This window comes from Pseudomonas sp. CM25 (assembly GCF_013179705.1).
Lineage (GTDB): Bacteria > Pseudomonadota > Gammaproteobacteria > Pseudomonadales > Pseudomonadaceae > Aquipseudomonas.
In genome coordinates this window covers 1-15,355 of record NZ_JABMCW010000117.1, presented here as the reverse complement: position 1 = coordinate 15,355, position 15,355 = coordinate 1, and the positions used below count along the sequence as shown (strand labels likewise).

The 15,355-nt window shown below is 62.6% G+C and carries 16 protein-coding genes and 1 pseudogene; 12 read left to right on the top strand and 5 right to left on the bottom strand.

Annotated features, from left to right (window positions below; all coding sequences use genetic code 11):
* The 5 genes from HP546_RS14385 to HP546_RS14365 all read left to right on the top strand — a co-directional run.
* Positions 1–370, top strand: a 370-nt coding sequence (locus HP546_RS14385) for an aldehyde dehydrogenase family protein (protein WP_172226356.1), incomplete at its 5' end; no start/stop codon positions are given.
* A gap of 13 nt (positions 371–383) precedes the next feature.
* A complete protein-coding gene (locus tag HP546_RS14380; RefSeq protein WP_172226353.1) occupies positions 384–869 on the top strand; it encodes a flavin reductase family protein in 486 nt (161 codons plus the stop codon).
* A gap of 126 nt (positions 870–995) precedes the next feature.
* Positions 996–1,385 (top strand): carboxymuconolactone decarboxylase family protein, encoded by a 390-nt coding sequence (locus HP546_RS14375; protein ID WP_008100863.1) that lies wholly within the window; start codon positions 996–998, stop codon positions 1,383–1,385.
* Between the two features lie 90 nt (positions 1,386–1,475).
* Positions 1,476–2,240 (top strand): GntR family transcriptional regulator, encoded by a 765-nt coding sequence (locus tag HP546_RS14370; protein ID WP_172226350.1) that lies wholly within the window; start codon positions 1,476–1,478, stop codon positions 2,238–2,240.
* A 2-nt stretch (positions 2,241–2,242) separates the two neighbouring features.
* Positions 2,243–2,806 (top strand): NUDIX hydrolase, encoded by a 564-nt coding sequence (locus HP546_RS14365; RefSeq protein ID WP_172226347.1) that lies wholly within the window; start codon positions 2,243–2,245, stop codon positions 2,804–2,806.
* 11 nt (positions 2,807–2,817) lie between these two features.
* Here HP546_RS14365 and HP546_RS14360 read toward each other — a convergent pair whose 3' ends face one another.
* Positions 2,818–4,989 (bottom strand): response regulator, encoded by a 2,172-nt coding sequence (locus tag HP546_RS14360; protein ID WP_172226344.1) that lies wholly within the window; start codon positions 4,987–4,989, stop codon positions 2,818–2,820.
* Positions 4,990–5,142: 153 nt separating this feature from the next.
* Positions 5,143–5,757 (bottom strand): LysE family translocator, encoded by a 615-nt coding sequence (locus HP546_RS14355; protein WP_172226341.1) that lies wholly within the window; start codon positions 5,755–5,757, stop codon positions 5,143–5,145.
* A 111-nt stretch (positions 5,758–5,868) separates the two neighbouring features.
* Between HP546_RS14355 and HP546_RS14350 the strand changes: the two genes are divergently transcribed.
* The 5 genes and pseudogenes from HP546_RS14350 to HP546_RS14330 all read left to right on the top strand — a co-directional run.
* Positions 5,869–6,321: an Lrp/AsnC family transcriptional regulator gene (locus tag HP546_RS14350; RefSeq protein WP_172226338.1), complete on the top strand. Its 453-nt coding sequence runs from the start codon at positions 5,869–5,871 to the stop codon at positions 6,319–6,321.
* A gap of 318 nt (positions 6,322–6,639) precedes the next feature.
* Complete coding sequence (locus tag HP546_RS14345) at positions 6,640–8,052, top strand: cytosine permease (RefSeq protein WP_172226335.1); 1,413 nt, start codon at positions 6,640–6,642, stop codon at positions 8,050–8,052.
* 437 nt (positions 8,053–8,489) lie between these two features.
* Positions 8,490–9,419 (top strand): DMT family transporter, encoded by a 930-nt coding sequence (locus tag HP546_RS14340; RefSeq protein ID WP_172226332.1) that lies wholly within the window; start codon positions 8,490–8,492, stop codon positions 9,417–9,419.
* 301 nt (positions 9,420–9,720) lie between these two features.
* Positions 9,721–10,368 carry an isochorismatase family protein gene (locus HP546_RS14335; RefSeq protein ID WP_172226329.1) on the top strand — a complete coding sequence of 216 codons (648 nt, stop codon included), beginning with the start codon at positions 9,721–9,723 and terminating at the stop codon, positions 10,366–10,368.
* A 136-nt stretch (positions 10,369–10,504) separates the two neighbouring features.
* Positions 10,505–10,784, top strand: a pseudogene (locus HP546_RS14330) (short-chain dehydrogenase); the annotation flags it as partial.
* Between the two features lie 240 nt (positions 10,785–11,024).
* Here the strand turns inward: HP546_RS14330 and HP546_RS14325 are convergent.
* From HP546_RS14325 to HP546_RS14315, 3 genes are all read right to left on the bottom strand, one after another.
* Positions 11,025–11,423, bottom strand: a complete 399-nt coding sequence (locus HP546_RS14325; RefSeq protein WP_172226326.1) for an NUDIX domain-containing protein — start codon at positions 11,421–11,423, stop codon at positions 11,025–11,027.
* A gap of 367 nt (positions 11,424–11,790) precedes the next feature.
* Positions 11,791–12,315: a hypothetical protein gene (locus HP546_RS14320; RefSeq protein ID WP_172226323.1), complete on the bottom strand. Its 525-nt coding sequence runs from the start codon at positions 12,313–12,315 to the stop codon at positions 11,791–11,793.
* Between the two features lie 98 nt (positions 12,316–12,413).
* A complete protein-coding gene (locus HP546_RS14315) occupies positions 12,414–13,304 on the bottom strand; it encodes a LysR family transcriptional regulator (RefSeq protein ID WP_172226320.1) in 891 nt (296 codons plus the stop codon).
* Between the two features lie 111 nt (positions 13,305–13,415).
* On the opposite strand from HP546_RS14315, the gene HP546_RS14310 reads away from it, so the two are divergent.
* Positions 13,416–14,477 (top strand): YeiH family protein, encoded by a 1,062-nt coding sequence (locus tag HP546_RS14310; RefSeq protein WP_172226317.1) that lies wholly within the window; start codon positions 13,416–13,418, stop codon positions 14,475–14,477.
* Positions 14,478–14,625: 148 nt separating this feature from the next.
* On the top strand, positions 14,626–15,355 hold a 730-nt coding region (locus tag HP546_RS14305; RefSeq protein WP_172226314.1), incomplete at its 3' end, for a pyrimidine/purine nucleosidase domain-containing protein.

Below are 15,355 nucleotides of genomic sequence, written 5' to 3'. Positions count from 1 at the left end.
GTTCGAGTGCGACAGCAACTCGATGACCATCATGCAGGAAGAAGTATTCGGCCCGGTGGCAGCGGTGATCCGCTTCAAGACCGAGGAAGAAGCCCTGGCGATGGCCAACGACTCGCAGTTCGGCCTGGCGGCCGGTATCTGGACCCGCGACCTGGGCCGTGCCCATCGCCTGGCCCGTGACGTGCGCTCGGGGATCATCTGGGTCAACACCTACCGCGCCGTGTCGGCCATGGCACCGATCGGTGGTTTCAAGAACAGCGGCTACGGCCGTGAGAGCGGCATCGATTCGGTGCTGGCCTATACCGAGCTGAAGACCGTGTGGATCAACCTGTCCACCGCGCCGATGCCCGACCCGTTTGTGATGCGCTAAGAGGTAGCACGAGATGATCGAACCCGGCATCTACAAAGACGTGATGGGCTCGTTCCCGTCCGGCGTCACGGTTGTCACCACCCTGGACGCCGACGGCGGCATCGTCGGCATCACCGCCAGCGCGTTCAGCGCGCTGTCGATCGAGCCGGCGCTGGTGCTGTTCTGCCCCAACTACGCCTCCGACACCTACCCGATCCTGCGGGACAGCAAGCGTTTTGCGATTCACCTGCTGTCCGCCGACCAGACCGCCGAAGCCTACGCCTTCGCCGGCAAGGGCAAGGACAAGGCCAAAGGTGTCGAGTGGCACTTGAGCGAGCTGGGTAATCCCCTGCTGGCCAACGCCACGGCGATCATCGAGTGCGAACTGTGGCGCGAGTACGACGGCGGTGACCACGCGATCATCGTCGGCGCGGTGCAGAACCTGGTGCTGCCGGCCGAACCGGTGACCCCGATGGTCTACCACAAAGGCAAGCTGGGCGCCCTGCCGCCACTTGGCTGACAGACCTCACTGGCCCCTTCGCGGGTTTACCCGCGAAGAATCCAACACCGATCTTCCTGCTTTGCAGGGGTCGCGCTAATCGTCTCACCCTCGGTTGCGGCCCCTTTTTATTCCGGAGTACTGCCCATGAGCAACGAGAAGTACGAAAAAGGCCTGCAGATCCGCACCCAGGTTCTGGGCGAGGACTACGTCAACCGGTCGATCCAGAACGCTGACGACTTCACCAAACCGTTGCAGGAACTGGTCACCGAATACTGCTGGGGCCACGTCTGGGGCCGCGAAGGCTTGTCGCTCAAAGAGCGCAGCATGATAAACTTGGCCATGATTTCCGCGCTCAACCGGCCCCACGAGCTCAAGCTGCACATTCGCGGCGCCTTGCGTAATGGCCTGAGCCGTGAACAGATTCGCGAGATCCTGCTCCAGGTCGGCATTTATTGCGGCGTGCCCGCGGCGGTGGACAGTTTCCGCCTGGCCCGCGAAGCGTTCGCTGAAGCCGATGCGGAGTCAACCCGTTAACACCGGGCTGTTCGAACCCACGCAAGGAGCACCCCAGGTTCGTGGTGCTGTTGCGGTTGCGGCCGGGCAGCCTCTTTAAGAGCGCACTTGATGAAACGCCAGCCACTCGACGACAGCTTCAAGGTCAACCGCAACCCCGTTACCCTGCGCGAAATCGTGCTCGACAAGCTGCGCGCCGCGATCATGAACTTCCACTTGCTGCCAGGCGACCGCCTGGTCGAGCGCGACCTCTGCGACCGCCTCGGCGTCAGCCGTACTTCGGTGCGGGAGGCCCTGCGTCACCTGGAGTCCGAAGGCCTGGTGGAGTTCGCCGATGCCAAGGGCCCGCGCGTGGCCATCATCACCCTGGAAGACGCCCGCGATATCTACGAGCTGCGCTGCGTGCTCGAAGGCCTGATCGTGCAGTTGTTCACCCTCAACGCCAAGGCCAAGGACATCCGTGCCCTGGAGCGCGCGCTGGAGGTCAACCGCGAAGCGCTGGAGGAAGGCGAGCTGCAACAGGTGCTGGATTCGGTGCAGGGTTTCTACGATGTGCTGCTGGAAGGCTCCGGCAACCAGGTGGCGGCGCAGCAGCTGCGCCAGTTGCAGGCGCGCATCAGCTACCTGCGGGCCACGTCGGTATCGCAGGAAAACCGCCGCGGCGCCAGCAACCGCGAAATGGAAAAGATCGTCGAGGCGATCAAGGGTGGCGACCCGCTGGTGGCCCACCAGGCCTCGGTCGACCACGTCCGCGCCGCCGCCAAGGTGGCCCTGGACTACCTGCGCCAGAAACAGGACGACAACGCCAAGGTGCGCGACATGGTCGAGCCCCTGGCCCTCAAGGAACCCCGCATAGAACCCCGTATAGGTCGCTGATCATGCCCAACGCCCCGCGCTACTGCCCGCACTGCACCACAGAACTGGCCCGGGGCGTTCCCACAGGCGACACCCACGAACGCCTGCTCTGCAACGGCTGCGGCTACGTCCACTACATCAACCCGAAAATGATCGCCGGCTGCATCATCGAGCGCGATGGCAAGTACCTGCTGTGCCAGCGCGCGATCCCGCCGCGCCCCGGCACCTGGACCTTGCCGGCAGGGTTCATGGAAGCCGGCGAAACCACCGAACAGGCAGCGCTGCGCGAAGTCTGGGAAGAAACCGGGGTACGCGCCGAAATCGTCTCGCCGTATTCGATCTTCAGCGTGCCGAAGATCAGCGAGGTGTACATCATCTTCCGCGCCATCGCTACCGAAGAGACCGGCCAGTACGGGCCGGAGACGCTGGCGTACAAGTTCTTCGAGGCCGACGAAATTCCGTGGGACGAGATCTACTACCCGGCCATCCGGCAGATTCTCGAGCGCTACATCCTTGAGCGACAAGCCGGTGTATACGGGATCTACATGGGCAACGACGACACCGGCAAAGTGCACTTCATTCGCTGAGCATGGAACGCTCAGGTCCGCCGCCCGGCCAGCAACCGCGCCACGCTCTGCGCCAGCTCTGCCCGCCGGTAGGGCTTGCGCAACACCTCGAACCCCTTCAGCTCACGCGGCGTCAGGTTGGCATACCCGGTGATGATCAGCACGGGCAAGTCTGCCTGGCGCTCGCGCATCTGCTGGGCAAATCGCACACCGGTCATCTCGGCCATGACATGGTCGGTGACCAGTACGTCCGGCATCCAGCCCTGCTCTACCAGCCGCAATGCCTGCGCCGCGCTGGCAGCTTCGGTCACCTCATAACCCAGGTCACGCAACTGCAGCGCGGTGGCATGGCGCACGATGTTTTCATCGTCCACCAGCAATATCCGGCTCGGCCGCTCGGCCAGCGGCACCTCCTGGGCATCGGCAGCACGGCACGCCGCCACTTCATCGCTGGCCGGCAGCCACAGAGTGGCCTGGGTGCCCTGGCCGGGTGTCGAGCGGATGTCAAAGCCGCCACCCGACTGCAACGCCAGGCCCTGCACCATCGGCAGACCAAGGCCGGTGCCTTTGCCCACGCCCTTGGTCGAGAAGAACGGCTCGATGCAGCGGCGCAACTGCTCCTGGTCCATGCCGCAGCCGTCATCACTCACCTGGATCCACACCAGGCGCCCAGCCGCCACGCCTGCGGGACGCGGTGGCCCCTGGGCCTCCAGGCCCGCGACGATACGCAGGCCGCCACCTTCGCCCAAGGCATCACGACCATTGACGACCAAATTGAGCAACGCCAGCTCCAACTGATGCGGGTCGACAATCACCACCGGCAATGCCGGGTCGATCTGCAGCTGCACGGCGATGGTCGGCCCCAGCGAACGGGCCATCAGCTCGCGCATGTCCTCCACCAGTGCCGACAATGCCACCGCCTGGGGCTTGAGGGTTTGCCGGCGGGCAAAGCTCAGCAGGCGCCCGACCAGGTTGCGCGCGCGCTCGGCCGCCTGCAGGCCACCGTCGATCAAGCGCGGTGCGCGCTCTGAATGCGGATGCCGGCGCAACAGCTCGAACGAGCCGATGATCGGGGTGAGCATATTATTGAGGTCGTGGGCGATACCCCCGGTGAGTTGCCCGATCATTTCCATCTTGTGCGCTTCGTGCAGCTGCAGCATGACCGCCTCGCGCTGGGCCAGCGCAGTCGCCACTCGTTCTTCAAGGCTTTCATTGAGCAAGTGCAAGGCCCGCTCGGCACGCGCGTGGGTGATGGCTGCCCAGACCTGCTTGGCGGTTTCCTCGACCAGTTGGCAATCGTCTTCGAAACACTGGCGCGGGCTATGGAAATACAAGCCCAGCATCGCCTCCAGGCGCCCTGCCCTGAGAATGGGTACGTGCAGGCTCAAGTGCAGGCCCGGTAATCGGGCGGGCGAGTCTTCATAGGCTTGCTGCACCGTCTGCCCTGCAGTCAACTGGGCGTGCAACGAAGCACCGAAGTCCTGGTATCGATGCTGGCCAACAAGCGATGGCACGCCATCGGCCCAGTCCTGGCTCACCTTGAAGCAGACCCCATCGCCCTGGTCCTCGCCAAAGCACACCCGCGCCGCGCCCAGCTCCTTGGCCAGGCGTTGCACGGCACAGGCCTCGATGCGCTCGGCCGAGCCCAACCCTGGCAAGGTCCGGCCCAGCTGCAGCAGAAACGCCTGGCGCTGCTGGAAACGCACGCGCTCGGTGGTGTCGGTGACCAGGCACAACACGCCGCCGACACTGCCATCGGCCTCCCGCACGGCCGAATAGGAAACATCGAAGTAGACCGTTTCACCAAGCCCACGCCGCTCGATATAGAACGGGCGATCCTTGGCTGCGAACGTCTGGCCGGTCTCCCGCACGCCGCGCAGCAACGGCTCCAGGTCGTCCCACAGTTCACGCCAATGCTCCTGCGCCGGTCGACCAAGCGCCTGCGGGTGCTTGGTGCCGATGGTGGGGGCGTAGGCATCGTTGTACAACGCCACATAGGCGGCGCCCCAGAACAGCACGAATTGCGCCTGGGCCGGCAGCAGCGTGGTCATCACGGCCTGCAGGTGCGGCGACCAGGTTTCTGGTGGGCCCAGCGGTGATTCGGTCCAGTCCATCGTCTGCAGAAGGCTGCCGATGGCACCGCCGTTCAGCAGAAAGCCGAGCGCCGGGTTCACAGGGGTCGTCGATTGCTGAAGCGATCTCATGTCTGGGTAGTCCCGGGCATATTGCCATCCATCTCTGGATAGGAGAGCTGCAATCAACAGTTCGTTCCGCGGTTTTTCTGGGCAAGATCAACAGCACCATTTAGCTGGCATGGGTGCGGACCATAAGGCAGGCCAGCGACAGCCCGAGCGCACTCATCCCATTTGCCCAGCGATCAGCCCCAGGGCCACGCTGATCATCGCCCCCCCCGACACCCGCCCGACCAGCTTCGCCGCCCCAGGCCGCGTGCTCAGCAAGGCTTTGGCGCCGTAACCGACCAGCGAATAGATCACCAGCGAGCTGCACAGATGCACCAGCCCCAGCAGCAATATCTGCAATGGCACCGGCCAGCTCGACTGCGGGTCGGTGAACTGCGGCAACAAAGCCAGGAACAGCAGGAACACTTTCGGGTTCAGGCCACTGACGCAGAACCCTTTCAACGCCCAGCGCGAGCCAGACTCCCCCGCCCCGGCCCGCCCGGCTTCGGGCAAGGCCGGGCTCAGCAGCAGGTTGCCGCCCAGCCACAGCAGGTAAGCGCACCCGGCCAGCGTCAGCAGGGTCAGCGCCAGCGGGTGGCCGGCCAGTAAACTCCCCACCCCGGCAGCGACCACCAAAGTGGCGAGGAAATGCCCCGACAACATGCCCGCCACCGCAGGCATCACCCAGCGCCCGCGCATGCCCGCCGAAATGGCGTAGGCCCAGTCCGCACCCGGGGTAATCACGAACAGCATCGACACAGCCCAGAACGCCGTCAGAACACTGATAGCCACTTGTATCTTCCTTTTCCACTGCTTGGGGATATCGAAAGATTACGGATTCCACTGGAGGATTATCTTTCGTATATTTCCCCCGAGCGCCTAATGACTGGAAGAATCTTCTCAATGGACCGGACTGATCGAAAAATCCTTGCCGAGCTGCAAAAAGACGGTCGGCTCTCGGTGACGGAGCTGGCCGACCGCGTGGGGCTCAGCCTGTCGCCGTGCCATCGGCGCCTCCGGGCGCTGGAAGACTCCGGCGCGATTCTGGGCTATCACGCCCGCCTCGCGCCCAGCGCGCTGGGGCTGAATTTTGCCGCCCTGGTGTTCGTGACCCTGCGCGAGGTGACCCGCCAGCCGGTAGCGGACTTTGAAGCGGCACTGGCCGAGATCCCACAGATTGTCGAAGCGCAGCGGCTGTTTGGCGACCCGGACTACCTGTTGCATGTGGTGGCCAGGGATTTGCCCGCCTTCCAGAAGCTGTATGACGAACACCTGACCAGCATTCCCAATGTGAAGCGCTTGAGCTCGACCCTGGTAATGAAAGAGGTCATCCAGGATCGGTTATTACCTATGTAAGCGTCCGTCACCAGGCGGCTACAACTGATACATCGACTGCCCCATAAACGCACACATGCACCACGCCGGATCATCCGTTCCGGCTTGCCATCCGCCTGATCCCTCTATTTCAGGCCCTCGCGCCAAATGGCACCCTCCTTGCTACCGTCACCCGCTTAAGCTTTTGTCAGCCTTAGGTTTTTTAACGTTTGTGGGCACATATTTACTAATTTCCCGTTATCCCGGCGCCCCGCATCATCGCTCCAACAAGAACGCGTCGCCCTTCGCCGGCACGCCCCCGGGCAGTTCCCGATGCCCTACCTTGCCTTGGAGTCAGTCATGACCAGTGCAGCCAATACGGCACCCCTGATAGAAAAACACACGATCGGCTACGTGCCCCCGCAAGACCGCCATGGAAAGGTAAGGGATCTGTTCACACTGTGGTTCGGCGGCAATATCGCGCCGCTGCCCATCGTCACCGGCGCGCTGGGCGTGCAGCTGTTTCACCTGAACCTGGTGTGGGGCGTTGTCGCCATCCTGGTCGGCCACCTGGTCGGCGGCGTGCTGATGGCGCTGCATTCGGCCCAGGGCCCGCAAATGGGCATCCCGCAGATGATCCAGAGCCGCGCCCAGTTCGGCACCCTCGGCGCGCTGCTGGTGGTGGTGATCGCCGGGGTGATGTACATCGGCTTCTTCGCCTCCAATATCGTGCTGGCCGGCAAATCGCTGCATGGCGTGGTCGACGCCGTGCCGGTGTCGGTGGGCATCGTCATCGGCGCGCTGGGCTCGGGCATCATCGGCATCATCGGCTATCGCTTCATCCACGTGCTCAACCGCATTGGCACCTGGGTGTTGGGTATCGGTATCGTGGTCGGCTTCGGCTACATCTTCACCCACGTGCAAAGCGACGATTTCCTGACCCGCGGCGGCTTCAACCTGGCCGGCTGGCTGGCCACCGTGTCGCTGGCGGCGCTGTGGCAGATCGCTTTTGCGCCCTATGTATCGGACTACTCGCGCTACCTGCCGGCAGATGTAAAAGTCAGCTCTACCTTCTGGACCACCTACCTCGGCTCGGCCCTGGGCTCGAGCCTGTCGTTCATCTTTGGCGCCGTGGCGGTGCTGGCGATTCCGGCCGGCATGGACACCATGGACGCGGTCAAGCTGGCCACCGGCACCCTGGGCCCGGTCATGCTGGTGCTGTTCCTGCTCAGCGTGATCAGCCACAACGCCCTCAACCTGTATGGTGCGGTGCTGTCGCTGATCACCCTGGTGCAAACCTTCGCCTACCGCTGGATCCCCACCGCCAAGAGCCGAGCGGTATTGTCGCTGATCGTGCTGTCGGCCTGCTGCGTGGTGGCGGTGTTCGCCTCGGCAGACTTCATCGGCCACTTCGTCGACATGGTGCTGGTGCTGCTGGTAGTGCTTGTGCCGTGGACTGCGATCAACCTGATCGACTTCTATGTCATTCACAAGGGTGACTACGACATCCAGTCGATCTTCCAGGTCGATGGCGGCATTTACGGACGTTACAACCCGCAGGCGCTGATCGCCTATGCGATCGGCATCGTGGTGCAGATCCCGTTCATGAACACGCCGCTGTACGTCGGGCCGATCTCCGAGCATATCAACGGGGCCGATCTGTCCTGGCTGGTGGGGTTGGCAATCACCTCGCCCCTGTACTGGTGGCTGGCCAGCCGTGACAGTGCCTACCGTCGTCGGCAGACGAGTGCCAAGCTTGCCATGGGGCACTGATTCAGCCTGATCCGGCCCCTCAGCGGGTAAACCCTACACGGGTCTCAACCTCGGTAATACCTGAGTGGGAGCGGGTTCACCCGCGAAGAGGCCAGATCAGACAACCCACAACGCCCCTCCCCGCACAAAGCCGCCAGACACCACGCGGCGCAGCAAGGCAACAGCCAATGTCGCGATCAGACAAGCACACGTCGCCCGCAACCGGCTGCCAATCCCTGTATACAAAAATAATACACACATCGACCAGCCCCGCGCCGTGGGCTGGCTGGTGTGGTACCTGCGAGTAAGCAGCCTCGCTTCACAATTCCAACGCTGTGGCGCCTTTTTGCACCGGGCAGTTCGTCCGGGCTCATAACGATAAAACTCCCAGTATTAAAGACCCGCGCCGCGCCAGCCGGGAGTGCTTGCGCGCGTCACATTGTGAAGACTTGACTGCCATGATCGCGACTTCAATCCCCGTAGCCGGTGCTGCCACCGGCCACCGTAACGCCCTGTACGTTGCTCATATCGCCGCTGTGTTGTTCGGCCTGACCGGTATCTTCGGTCACCTGATCGAAGCCGACGCCAGCATCATCACCTTTGGCCGCGCCACCTTCGCCTTCATCGCCCTGGGCTTCGTTGCCGGGCTGAAAGGCACCCGCCTGCTCGATGCAATCACCTTGCGCAACCTGCCCGTGCTGGGCCTGACCGGCGCCCTGCTGGCCACCCACTGGGTGACCTTCTTCATCGCCGTGAAAGTGGGCGGCGTGGCTGTGGCCACACTGGGCTTCGCCAGCTTCCCGGCGTTTATCGCCATGATCGAGCGCAGCGTGTTCGGCCAGCGGATCGGTGCCGTGCAAGGTCTGCTGTTGCTGATGGTCACTGCCGGCCTGGTGATGGTGGTGCCATCGTTCGACCTGCTCGACAGCGGCACCATCGGCCTGCTCTGGGGCCTGGGCTCGGGCCTGGCCTTCGCTCTGCTGACCGTGGCCAACCGCCGCAATGCCTCGAACATGAACGCCATGCAGGTGGCGTTCTGGCAGAACGTGGTGGTGGCTGCGCTGGTGGCCCCGTTTGCCTTCACTCATCTGGGCAATACCAGCCTGGGCGGCAGTGACTGGGTCAACCTGGCGCTGCTGGGGGTATTTTGCACCGGGCTTTCGCAGTTCCTGTTCGTCAAGAGCCTGGAGGGCCTGGAAGCACGCACTGCGGGGATGATCATCGCGCTGGAGCCGGTGTACGCGATTCTGGGTGCGTGGTGGTTGTTCGGCGACCAGCCGACCCTGCGCATGGCGGCGGGGGCTGCCTTGATCGTGCTGGCGACTATCCTGGCAGCAGCGCGCAAGGCCCCGGCTGAGCAAGGGGATACCAGCCGCTGCGCGCAATGAAGTGAAGCGGCTGCTCGATCGACAGGAATAACACTATCGAGGGGAGCGGCCGCTTTATTAGTGGTCTAGAACCAAGAGCCATACGCTGGCGGGGCATCCTGCGCAAACGCGCGCGCCCCTTCATGCGCGGCAATTACAGCATTGACCTCACTCACGCAATTCAACTTCGAAATTCACAGCAAGCACGCTCAGCAGGTTGGTAAGCTGGCATTCATGTCAGGTCCAATTACCTCATTTCCCCCCTGGCATCAGACTTTGGTCAAACACAAATGCCCGCGCCACACGGCCAGGAGGAATCGTCATGAAGATCGCCAGTTTCGATGTCGACGCGCAAAACGGCTTCACCGCCAACGCCCCGCACGAGCTGCCCGTCCCCGAAGGCGACGAAATCGCGGCTGATCTGAATGCCATGGCCCTGCGCGCCGACCTGCGCCTGGGAAGCAAGGACGCCCACCCTGCCAACGCCGCGTGGGTGGTGGCCGAGCCCGCGAGCATGCTGCAACCCTTGCAGTTGGCCAACGCCGACCTGACCTGGGTCAGCCACTGCGTGCCTGGCACGCCAGGCTTCGAACTGCTGCCCGGCCTGCCCGCGCCGATCGATTACGACTATTTCGTGTGGAAAGGCGTCGAACCCGACCTGCACCCCTACGGCGCCTGCTACCACGACCTGGCCGAACGCCGCTCCACCGGGGTAATCGAATTTCTGAAGGTGCAGCAGGTAGCCGCAGTGATCGTCGGCGGCCTGGCCCTGGACTACTGCGTCAAGACCACCGCCCGCCAACTGCGCCAGGCCGGGTTTCAGGTGCTGCTGTACCTGCCGGCCTGCCGCGCCCTCACCCAGGCAGGCGCCATCGAGGCCTGTGGCGCGCTGGCCGCCGAGGGCGTGATCCTCTGCGGCGATGAAGCCGCGCTCGACCACCAGCTTGGCCTGGTCAAACAAGACCGTTGATGAGCGAAAGCGTTCTCGTAATCGTTGCCTTGGCCATGGCCGGTTGCAACCGAGGCTTTAGCCCGCTGGTCAGCCCTTCGGAACAGGTCTGCCTGGCTCAATCTCCATCGCTATACCAGCTATGGAGGTGAAGGTGATGATTGATCCAACTACAGGTATGAAGGCAGGTCAGCGCTACTCGGTGGAAAATGTTGAACGTGCACACCAGTTCACTGGCTTCTTTCTCGATGGAAAATACTATCTTGGCCCCGAGTTGCTGACAGCCGTAGGCTGGGTGGAGGGCAAACGCTTCATTTACGACAACCTGGACGCTGCGGGTGAACCGGTCTTTCCTGACCGCGTGGCCGGAGAGGTGGAAGACCTGACACTGACCTTGGTGGATGGCACAGCATTGAAGCTTTTCAGGGTGGAAGTCAGCGCCATGCCTGAAGACGTCGAGGCAGCTGATCGGGTGCAGGCCGACGCTGCGCAGGACCACGAGCCGAGCGACGTGAAACCTGGCGAAAAAAGTCTCGCGCCAACTGTTACGCAGCGATGGCTCGCAGACGGCGGTCTGACCCGTAAGGACAAAATACCGTTATTGGTGAGTGCCGCAGTCATCGGTTTCGTTACCGGGTTGATCATCACCCATACGCAGCGCCGGCGCCGCTGAAGCGCTACACGGTCAGTGCCGGCAACTGGCTGGACAAGAGCCCAGCGGCTGTTGCATTCAACATCGCGGGGCTTAGCTTGTCTCTGACTACCCATTTCAAGGCCACGATTTCATTGCAAGCCATGGGTTTTTGATCATCATCGAAATGTGTGGTGAAAACGTGGTGGACTGTACACCCCACCTTCACCGTGCACAGCGCAAACAAACCGTGGCCTTCAATGGACGTCTCCTCCCGAAGCTCCCGTACTGCGGCCGCGACAGGCGACTCGCCCTGCTCGATTGCGCCGCCCGGGAAATTCCACTTTCCACTTTTTTTCCGAACCAGCAGGACTTTGCCGCTTCGAAGGCAAATTATCGTCGCCCTGGCCTTGATCTTGGCTTTTCGCGCTTTATTGTCCCGCATGCACACACTCAGCTCGTCATTGGGTTCATATCCGTCTCGTTGTAGCGAAGAGAGACTTATTCCCTGAAGACTCACCTTTATGACGACTCGTTCAACCTGATAGACACAGCTGCTAACCAACAAGCCATTACCCTTTACTTGAGCCGCGGTTGGCTGGGCTGGACGTCGCTGACGTTTTGCAGATGTTGCTTTCACTCAATTTTCACTACTTCGAGGGCAGACTTGGTCCATCCCTACGTGATAGACCTTGCCCGACTAGCAGCGGGCTTTCTTTTGCCCGCAAATCGTATACTGCAGATGGCGCCCGGCTTGATAGCGAGGTCAGGCTTTCCCGAACGAGGCCACTACCCGCCCGCCTGTTCCAAGCTCACGCCAGCTGGATGTACACCGAGTAACACCCCAGCAGCATCCAGAATACGAGAAAGATCCAAGGCGTTCGAAGTGAGAACAGCAGCGATTTCCGATGCCCTGCCTGTGACGTTTCGGCTTCGCAGAACAGCGGCGACTCATCATAAGCCAGCCCCATGAGCGGCTCGCTGCGCAGCAGGTGGCTCTGTTTCAACTGCCAGTGGTCGATGATGCGATAGGCCGCACGTATTCCCGGCCAGGCATTGAGAGAGCTGAGAACGCCCAACAACGCGAGAAACGCGGGCACGATCAGGGTGAACATCTCTCCCCATGACTGATTCAGATTGCCCATGGAAGATACGAACGCGATGACCAGGAAGGACTGGGCGGCCAGATACGCATCAGTGCGGTTGGCCAGGATGCTGGTCTCGTACTGAATCTCTCTGCGGTAGAAATCCAGTCGCTCCTTGGGCGAACCGAACATCCTGGCATTGTGTTCCGTCACCTCATGCTCAGGGGTTTGCGGTGTAATGATTCGGGGCACTGCGCTACTCCTGAATGCATCTACGTGTATGCAGTAGAGCAACCCCCGGTTTGAAAATTCATTGCGGTTAAACCTGTGCCTGCAGGCGGACCTTGCAGTCAACCCACCTCTCGCTGCATGCCCACACACAACTCCAGAAACCGCGCAGCAGCCCGGGAAGGCGTGGCCGCATGCGGCATCAATATGGAAAACCGCCTGACCAGCGCCTGCGGCGCAACCTGCAACCGGCGCAACGCCCCATCCTCATGCCGTATCGACATCGCTGATACAAAGCCGATCCCCATCCCGGCCCGCACCGCCTCCTTCACGCCCTCCACACCGGCAATCTCCAGCGCTACACGCATCGCCACGCCGTCGCGGGCAAACGCCCGCTCGACGATCTGCCGCACACCTGATCCGCTCTCGCGCAGCACTAACGGATAAGCACCCAGCGACACCAGCGTTTGCTGGTCACTTTCTGCCAGTGGATGCCCACGCGGCACGATTGCCACGATCTCGTCCTGACGCCATGCCGTCACCTCCGTTCCCAACGGCAGCTCTTGCCCGGGGGGCCCTTCGATCAGGGCGATATCGACAGTGTCCAGCGCAGCCACGATCTCTGCAGTGTTGCCATGTGATGTAGTCACCAGCACATCCGGGTAGCGGGCGTGAAAATCGGCGATCAGGTACGGCAGCAGGTAACTGGCCGGTGTGGTGCTGGCACCGATGCGCAGCGTCCCGCGCTCCAACCCGCGCATGGCCTCGCGCAGCGCCTGGGCCTGGCGAAAGGTTTCGCGCAGGCGCTGGGCATGCGCCAGCAACTGCTCGCCAGCCGCCGTCAACCGCACGCCGCGGCCGGCACGCTGGTAGAGGGGCTCGCCAAAGGCCTCCTGCAGCAGCTTGAGCTGTCCGGACACCGCCGGCTGCGACAGGTGCAGGGCCTGCGCGGCATGGCTGATGTTGCCGTGCTCGGCAACAGTGGCAAATGTTATCAGCTGTTCTGGGGTCATGAATGGAAAATATCAGCTATGCGGATATTTGCCATTCTAAATTACGATTTTTTATAAGCTTATAACCAGATTAACGTAGGGCTTGTCGAAACACCTTCCCGGAGGACTCACATGGCCACGGTTCCGTCCAACCCTGCTTTTGCACCTACCCTCTCTACCCGAGGGCGGCTCAATGGCATCCTTTTCGTCGCGCTGTTCGCGTTTGCAGTCACCGAGCTGGCCGCCATCCCGGCCATCGCCAACCTGGGCATCAGCCCGCTCATCGTCGGCATCGTGGCAGGGGCGCTGTACGGCAATGCCCTGCGCGATGGCGTGCCGGCAAGCTGGGCGGCGGGCATCAACTTTTCCGCCCGCGGCCTGCTGCGCATTGCCGTGGCGTTCTTTGGGCTGCGGGTTAGCTTGCAGGAAATTGCCGAAGTCGGCTGGTCGGGGCTGTTGGTGTCGCTGCTGGTGGTGGGCAGCACCCTGCTGATCGGCCTTTGGTGCGGCATGAAGCTGTTCAAGCTGGACCGCGATACCGCCTTGCTGACCGCTGCCGGCAGTGCCATCTGTGGTGCCGCAGCCGTGCTGGCCTTCGAGTCGGCGCTGCGCAGCGCCCCGCATAAAAGCGCCATGGCGGTGGGTAGCGTGGTGCTGTTCGGTACCTTGTCGATGTTCCTTTACCCACTGGCGATCAACGCTGGCTGGCTGCACCTGGACACCATGGGTGCCGGGCTGCTGCTGGGCGGGACCATTCACGAGGTGGCACAGGTGGTGGGCGCGGCCAGCAACGTCAGCCCCGAGGCCACGCATATCGCCACCATCGTCAAGATGACCCGGGTAATGCTGCTGGTACCGGTGTTGCTGGTGGTGGGCCTGTGGATCAGCCGCTCGCGGCAGGCGGGCCAGGCGCAAGGCAACGGGCGCATCGCCATGCCCTGGTTCGCCTTCGGCTTCCTGGCGCTGGTGCTGGTGAATTCGCTGCAGGTGCTGCCGGGCAGCGTGACCCAGGCGGTGAACAGCCTGGACACCTTTGCCCTGACCATGGCCATGACCGCGCTGGGTATGGAGACGCGCTTCAGCCAGATCCGCCAGGCTGGGCCACGGGCGCTGGCTACCGGGGCGATCCTGAACCTGTGGCTGATGGGTGGGGGATTGGCGATTACCCTGGGGGTGCAGAAACTGCTGGGCTGACTGGAGACCGGGTCGCCTGCTTCGCAAGTAGACCCGCGAAGCAGGCGACTCGGCTTCAAGGTTTTTCACAGCCCCCCTCGTTGCCGTCCACATTTCTAGGTATGGTGGTGTCAAAGAAGGATGTTTTACCCGCACAGGAAAGACTTAGATGCCTCAACGCCATGTCATCAATGCATCCGTCAGCCCCAAAGGCAGCCTGGAGACGCTGTCACAACGTGAAGTGCAGCAACTGAGTGAAGTCGGTACCGGTAGCCTTTACACCCTGTTCCGCCAGTGCGCCCTGGCCATCCTCAACACCGGCGCCCATGTCGACAATGCCAAGACCATCCTCGAGGCCTATAAGGACTTCGAGGTGCGCATCCACCAACAGGACCGCGGCGTACGCCTGGAGCTGCTGAATGCCCCGGCCGACGCCTTCGTCGATGGCGAAATGATCGCCAGCACCCGTGAAATGCTGTTCAGCGCCCTGCGCGACATCGTCTATACCGAAAGCGAGCTGGCCAGCCAGCGCATCGACCTGGAAAGCTCCCAGGGCATCACCGATTACGTCTTCCACCTGCTGCGCAATGCCCGTACTCTGCGCCCGGGCGTGGAGCCGAAGATGGTGGTGTGCTGGGGCGGCCACTCGATCAGCACCGAGGAATACCAGTACACCAAGAAGGTCGGCCACGAGCTGGGCCTGCGCAAACTGGACGTGTGTACCGGCTGCGGCCCTGGCGTGATGAAGGGGCCGATGAAGGGCGCTACCATCGCCCACGCCAAGCAGCGGATGCACGGCAGCCGCTACCTGGGGCTGACCGAGCCGGGCATCATCGCGGCCGAGGCGCCCAACCCGATCGTCAATGAACTGGTGATCCTGCCGGACATCGAGAAGCGCC

Excerpts from the sequence above, each read along its gene's own strand:
- HP546_RS14310 (WP_172226317.1), top strand. The coding sequence starts at position 13,416 with ATGGCCACGGTTCCGTCCAACCCTGCTTTTGCACCTACCCTCTCTACC.
- HP546_RS14360 (WP_172226344.1), bottom strand. The coding sequence starts at position 4,989 with ATGAGATCGCTTCAGCAATCGACGACCCCTGTGAACCCGGCGCTCGGC.
- HP546_RS14380 (WP_172226353.1), top strand. The coding sequence starts at position 384 with ATGATCGAACCCGGCATCTACAAAGACGTGATGGGCTCGTTCCCGTCC.
- HP546_RS14370 (WP_172226350.1), top strand. The coding sequence starts at position 1,476 with ATGAAACGCCAGCCACTCGACGACAGCTTCAAGGTCAACCGCAACCCC.
- HP546_RS14375 (WP_008100863.1), top strand. The coding sequence starts at position 996 with ATGAGCAACGAGAAGTACGAAAAAGGCCTGCAGATCCGCACCCAGGTT.
- HP546_RS14365 (WP_172226347.1), top strand. The coding sequence starts at position 2,243 with ATGCCCAACGCCCCGCGCTACTGCCCGCACTGCACCACAGAACTGGCC.
- HP546_RS14315 (WP_172226320.1), bottom strand. The coding sequence starts at position 13,304 with ATGACCCCAGAACAGCTGATAACATTTGCCACTGTTGCCGAGCACGGC.
- HP546_RS14340 (WP_172226332.1), top strand. The coding sequence starts at position 8,490 with ATGATCGCGACTTCAATCCCCGTAGCCGGTGCTGCCACCGGCCACCGT.
- HP546_RS14335 (WP_172226329.1), top strand. The coding sequence starts at position 9,721 with ATGAAGATCGCCAGTTTCGATGTCGACGCGCAAAACGGCTTCACCGCC.
- HP546_RS14350 (WP_172226338.1), top strand. The coding sequence starts at position 5,869 with ATGGACCGGACTGATCGAAAAATCCTTGCCGAGCTGCAAAAAGACGGT.
- HP546_RS14345 (WP_172226335.1), top strand. The coding sequence starts at position 6,640 with ATGACCAGTGCAGCCAATACGGCACCCCTGATAGAAAAACACACGATC.
- HP546_RS14325 (WP_172226326.1), bottom strand. The coding sequence starts at position 11,423 with ATGCGGGACAATAAAGCGCGAAAAGCCAAGATCAAGGCCAGGGCGACG.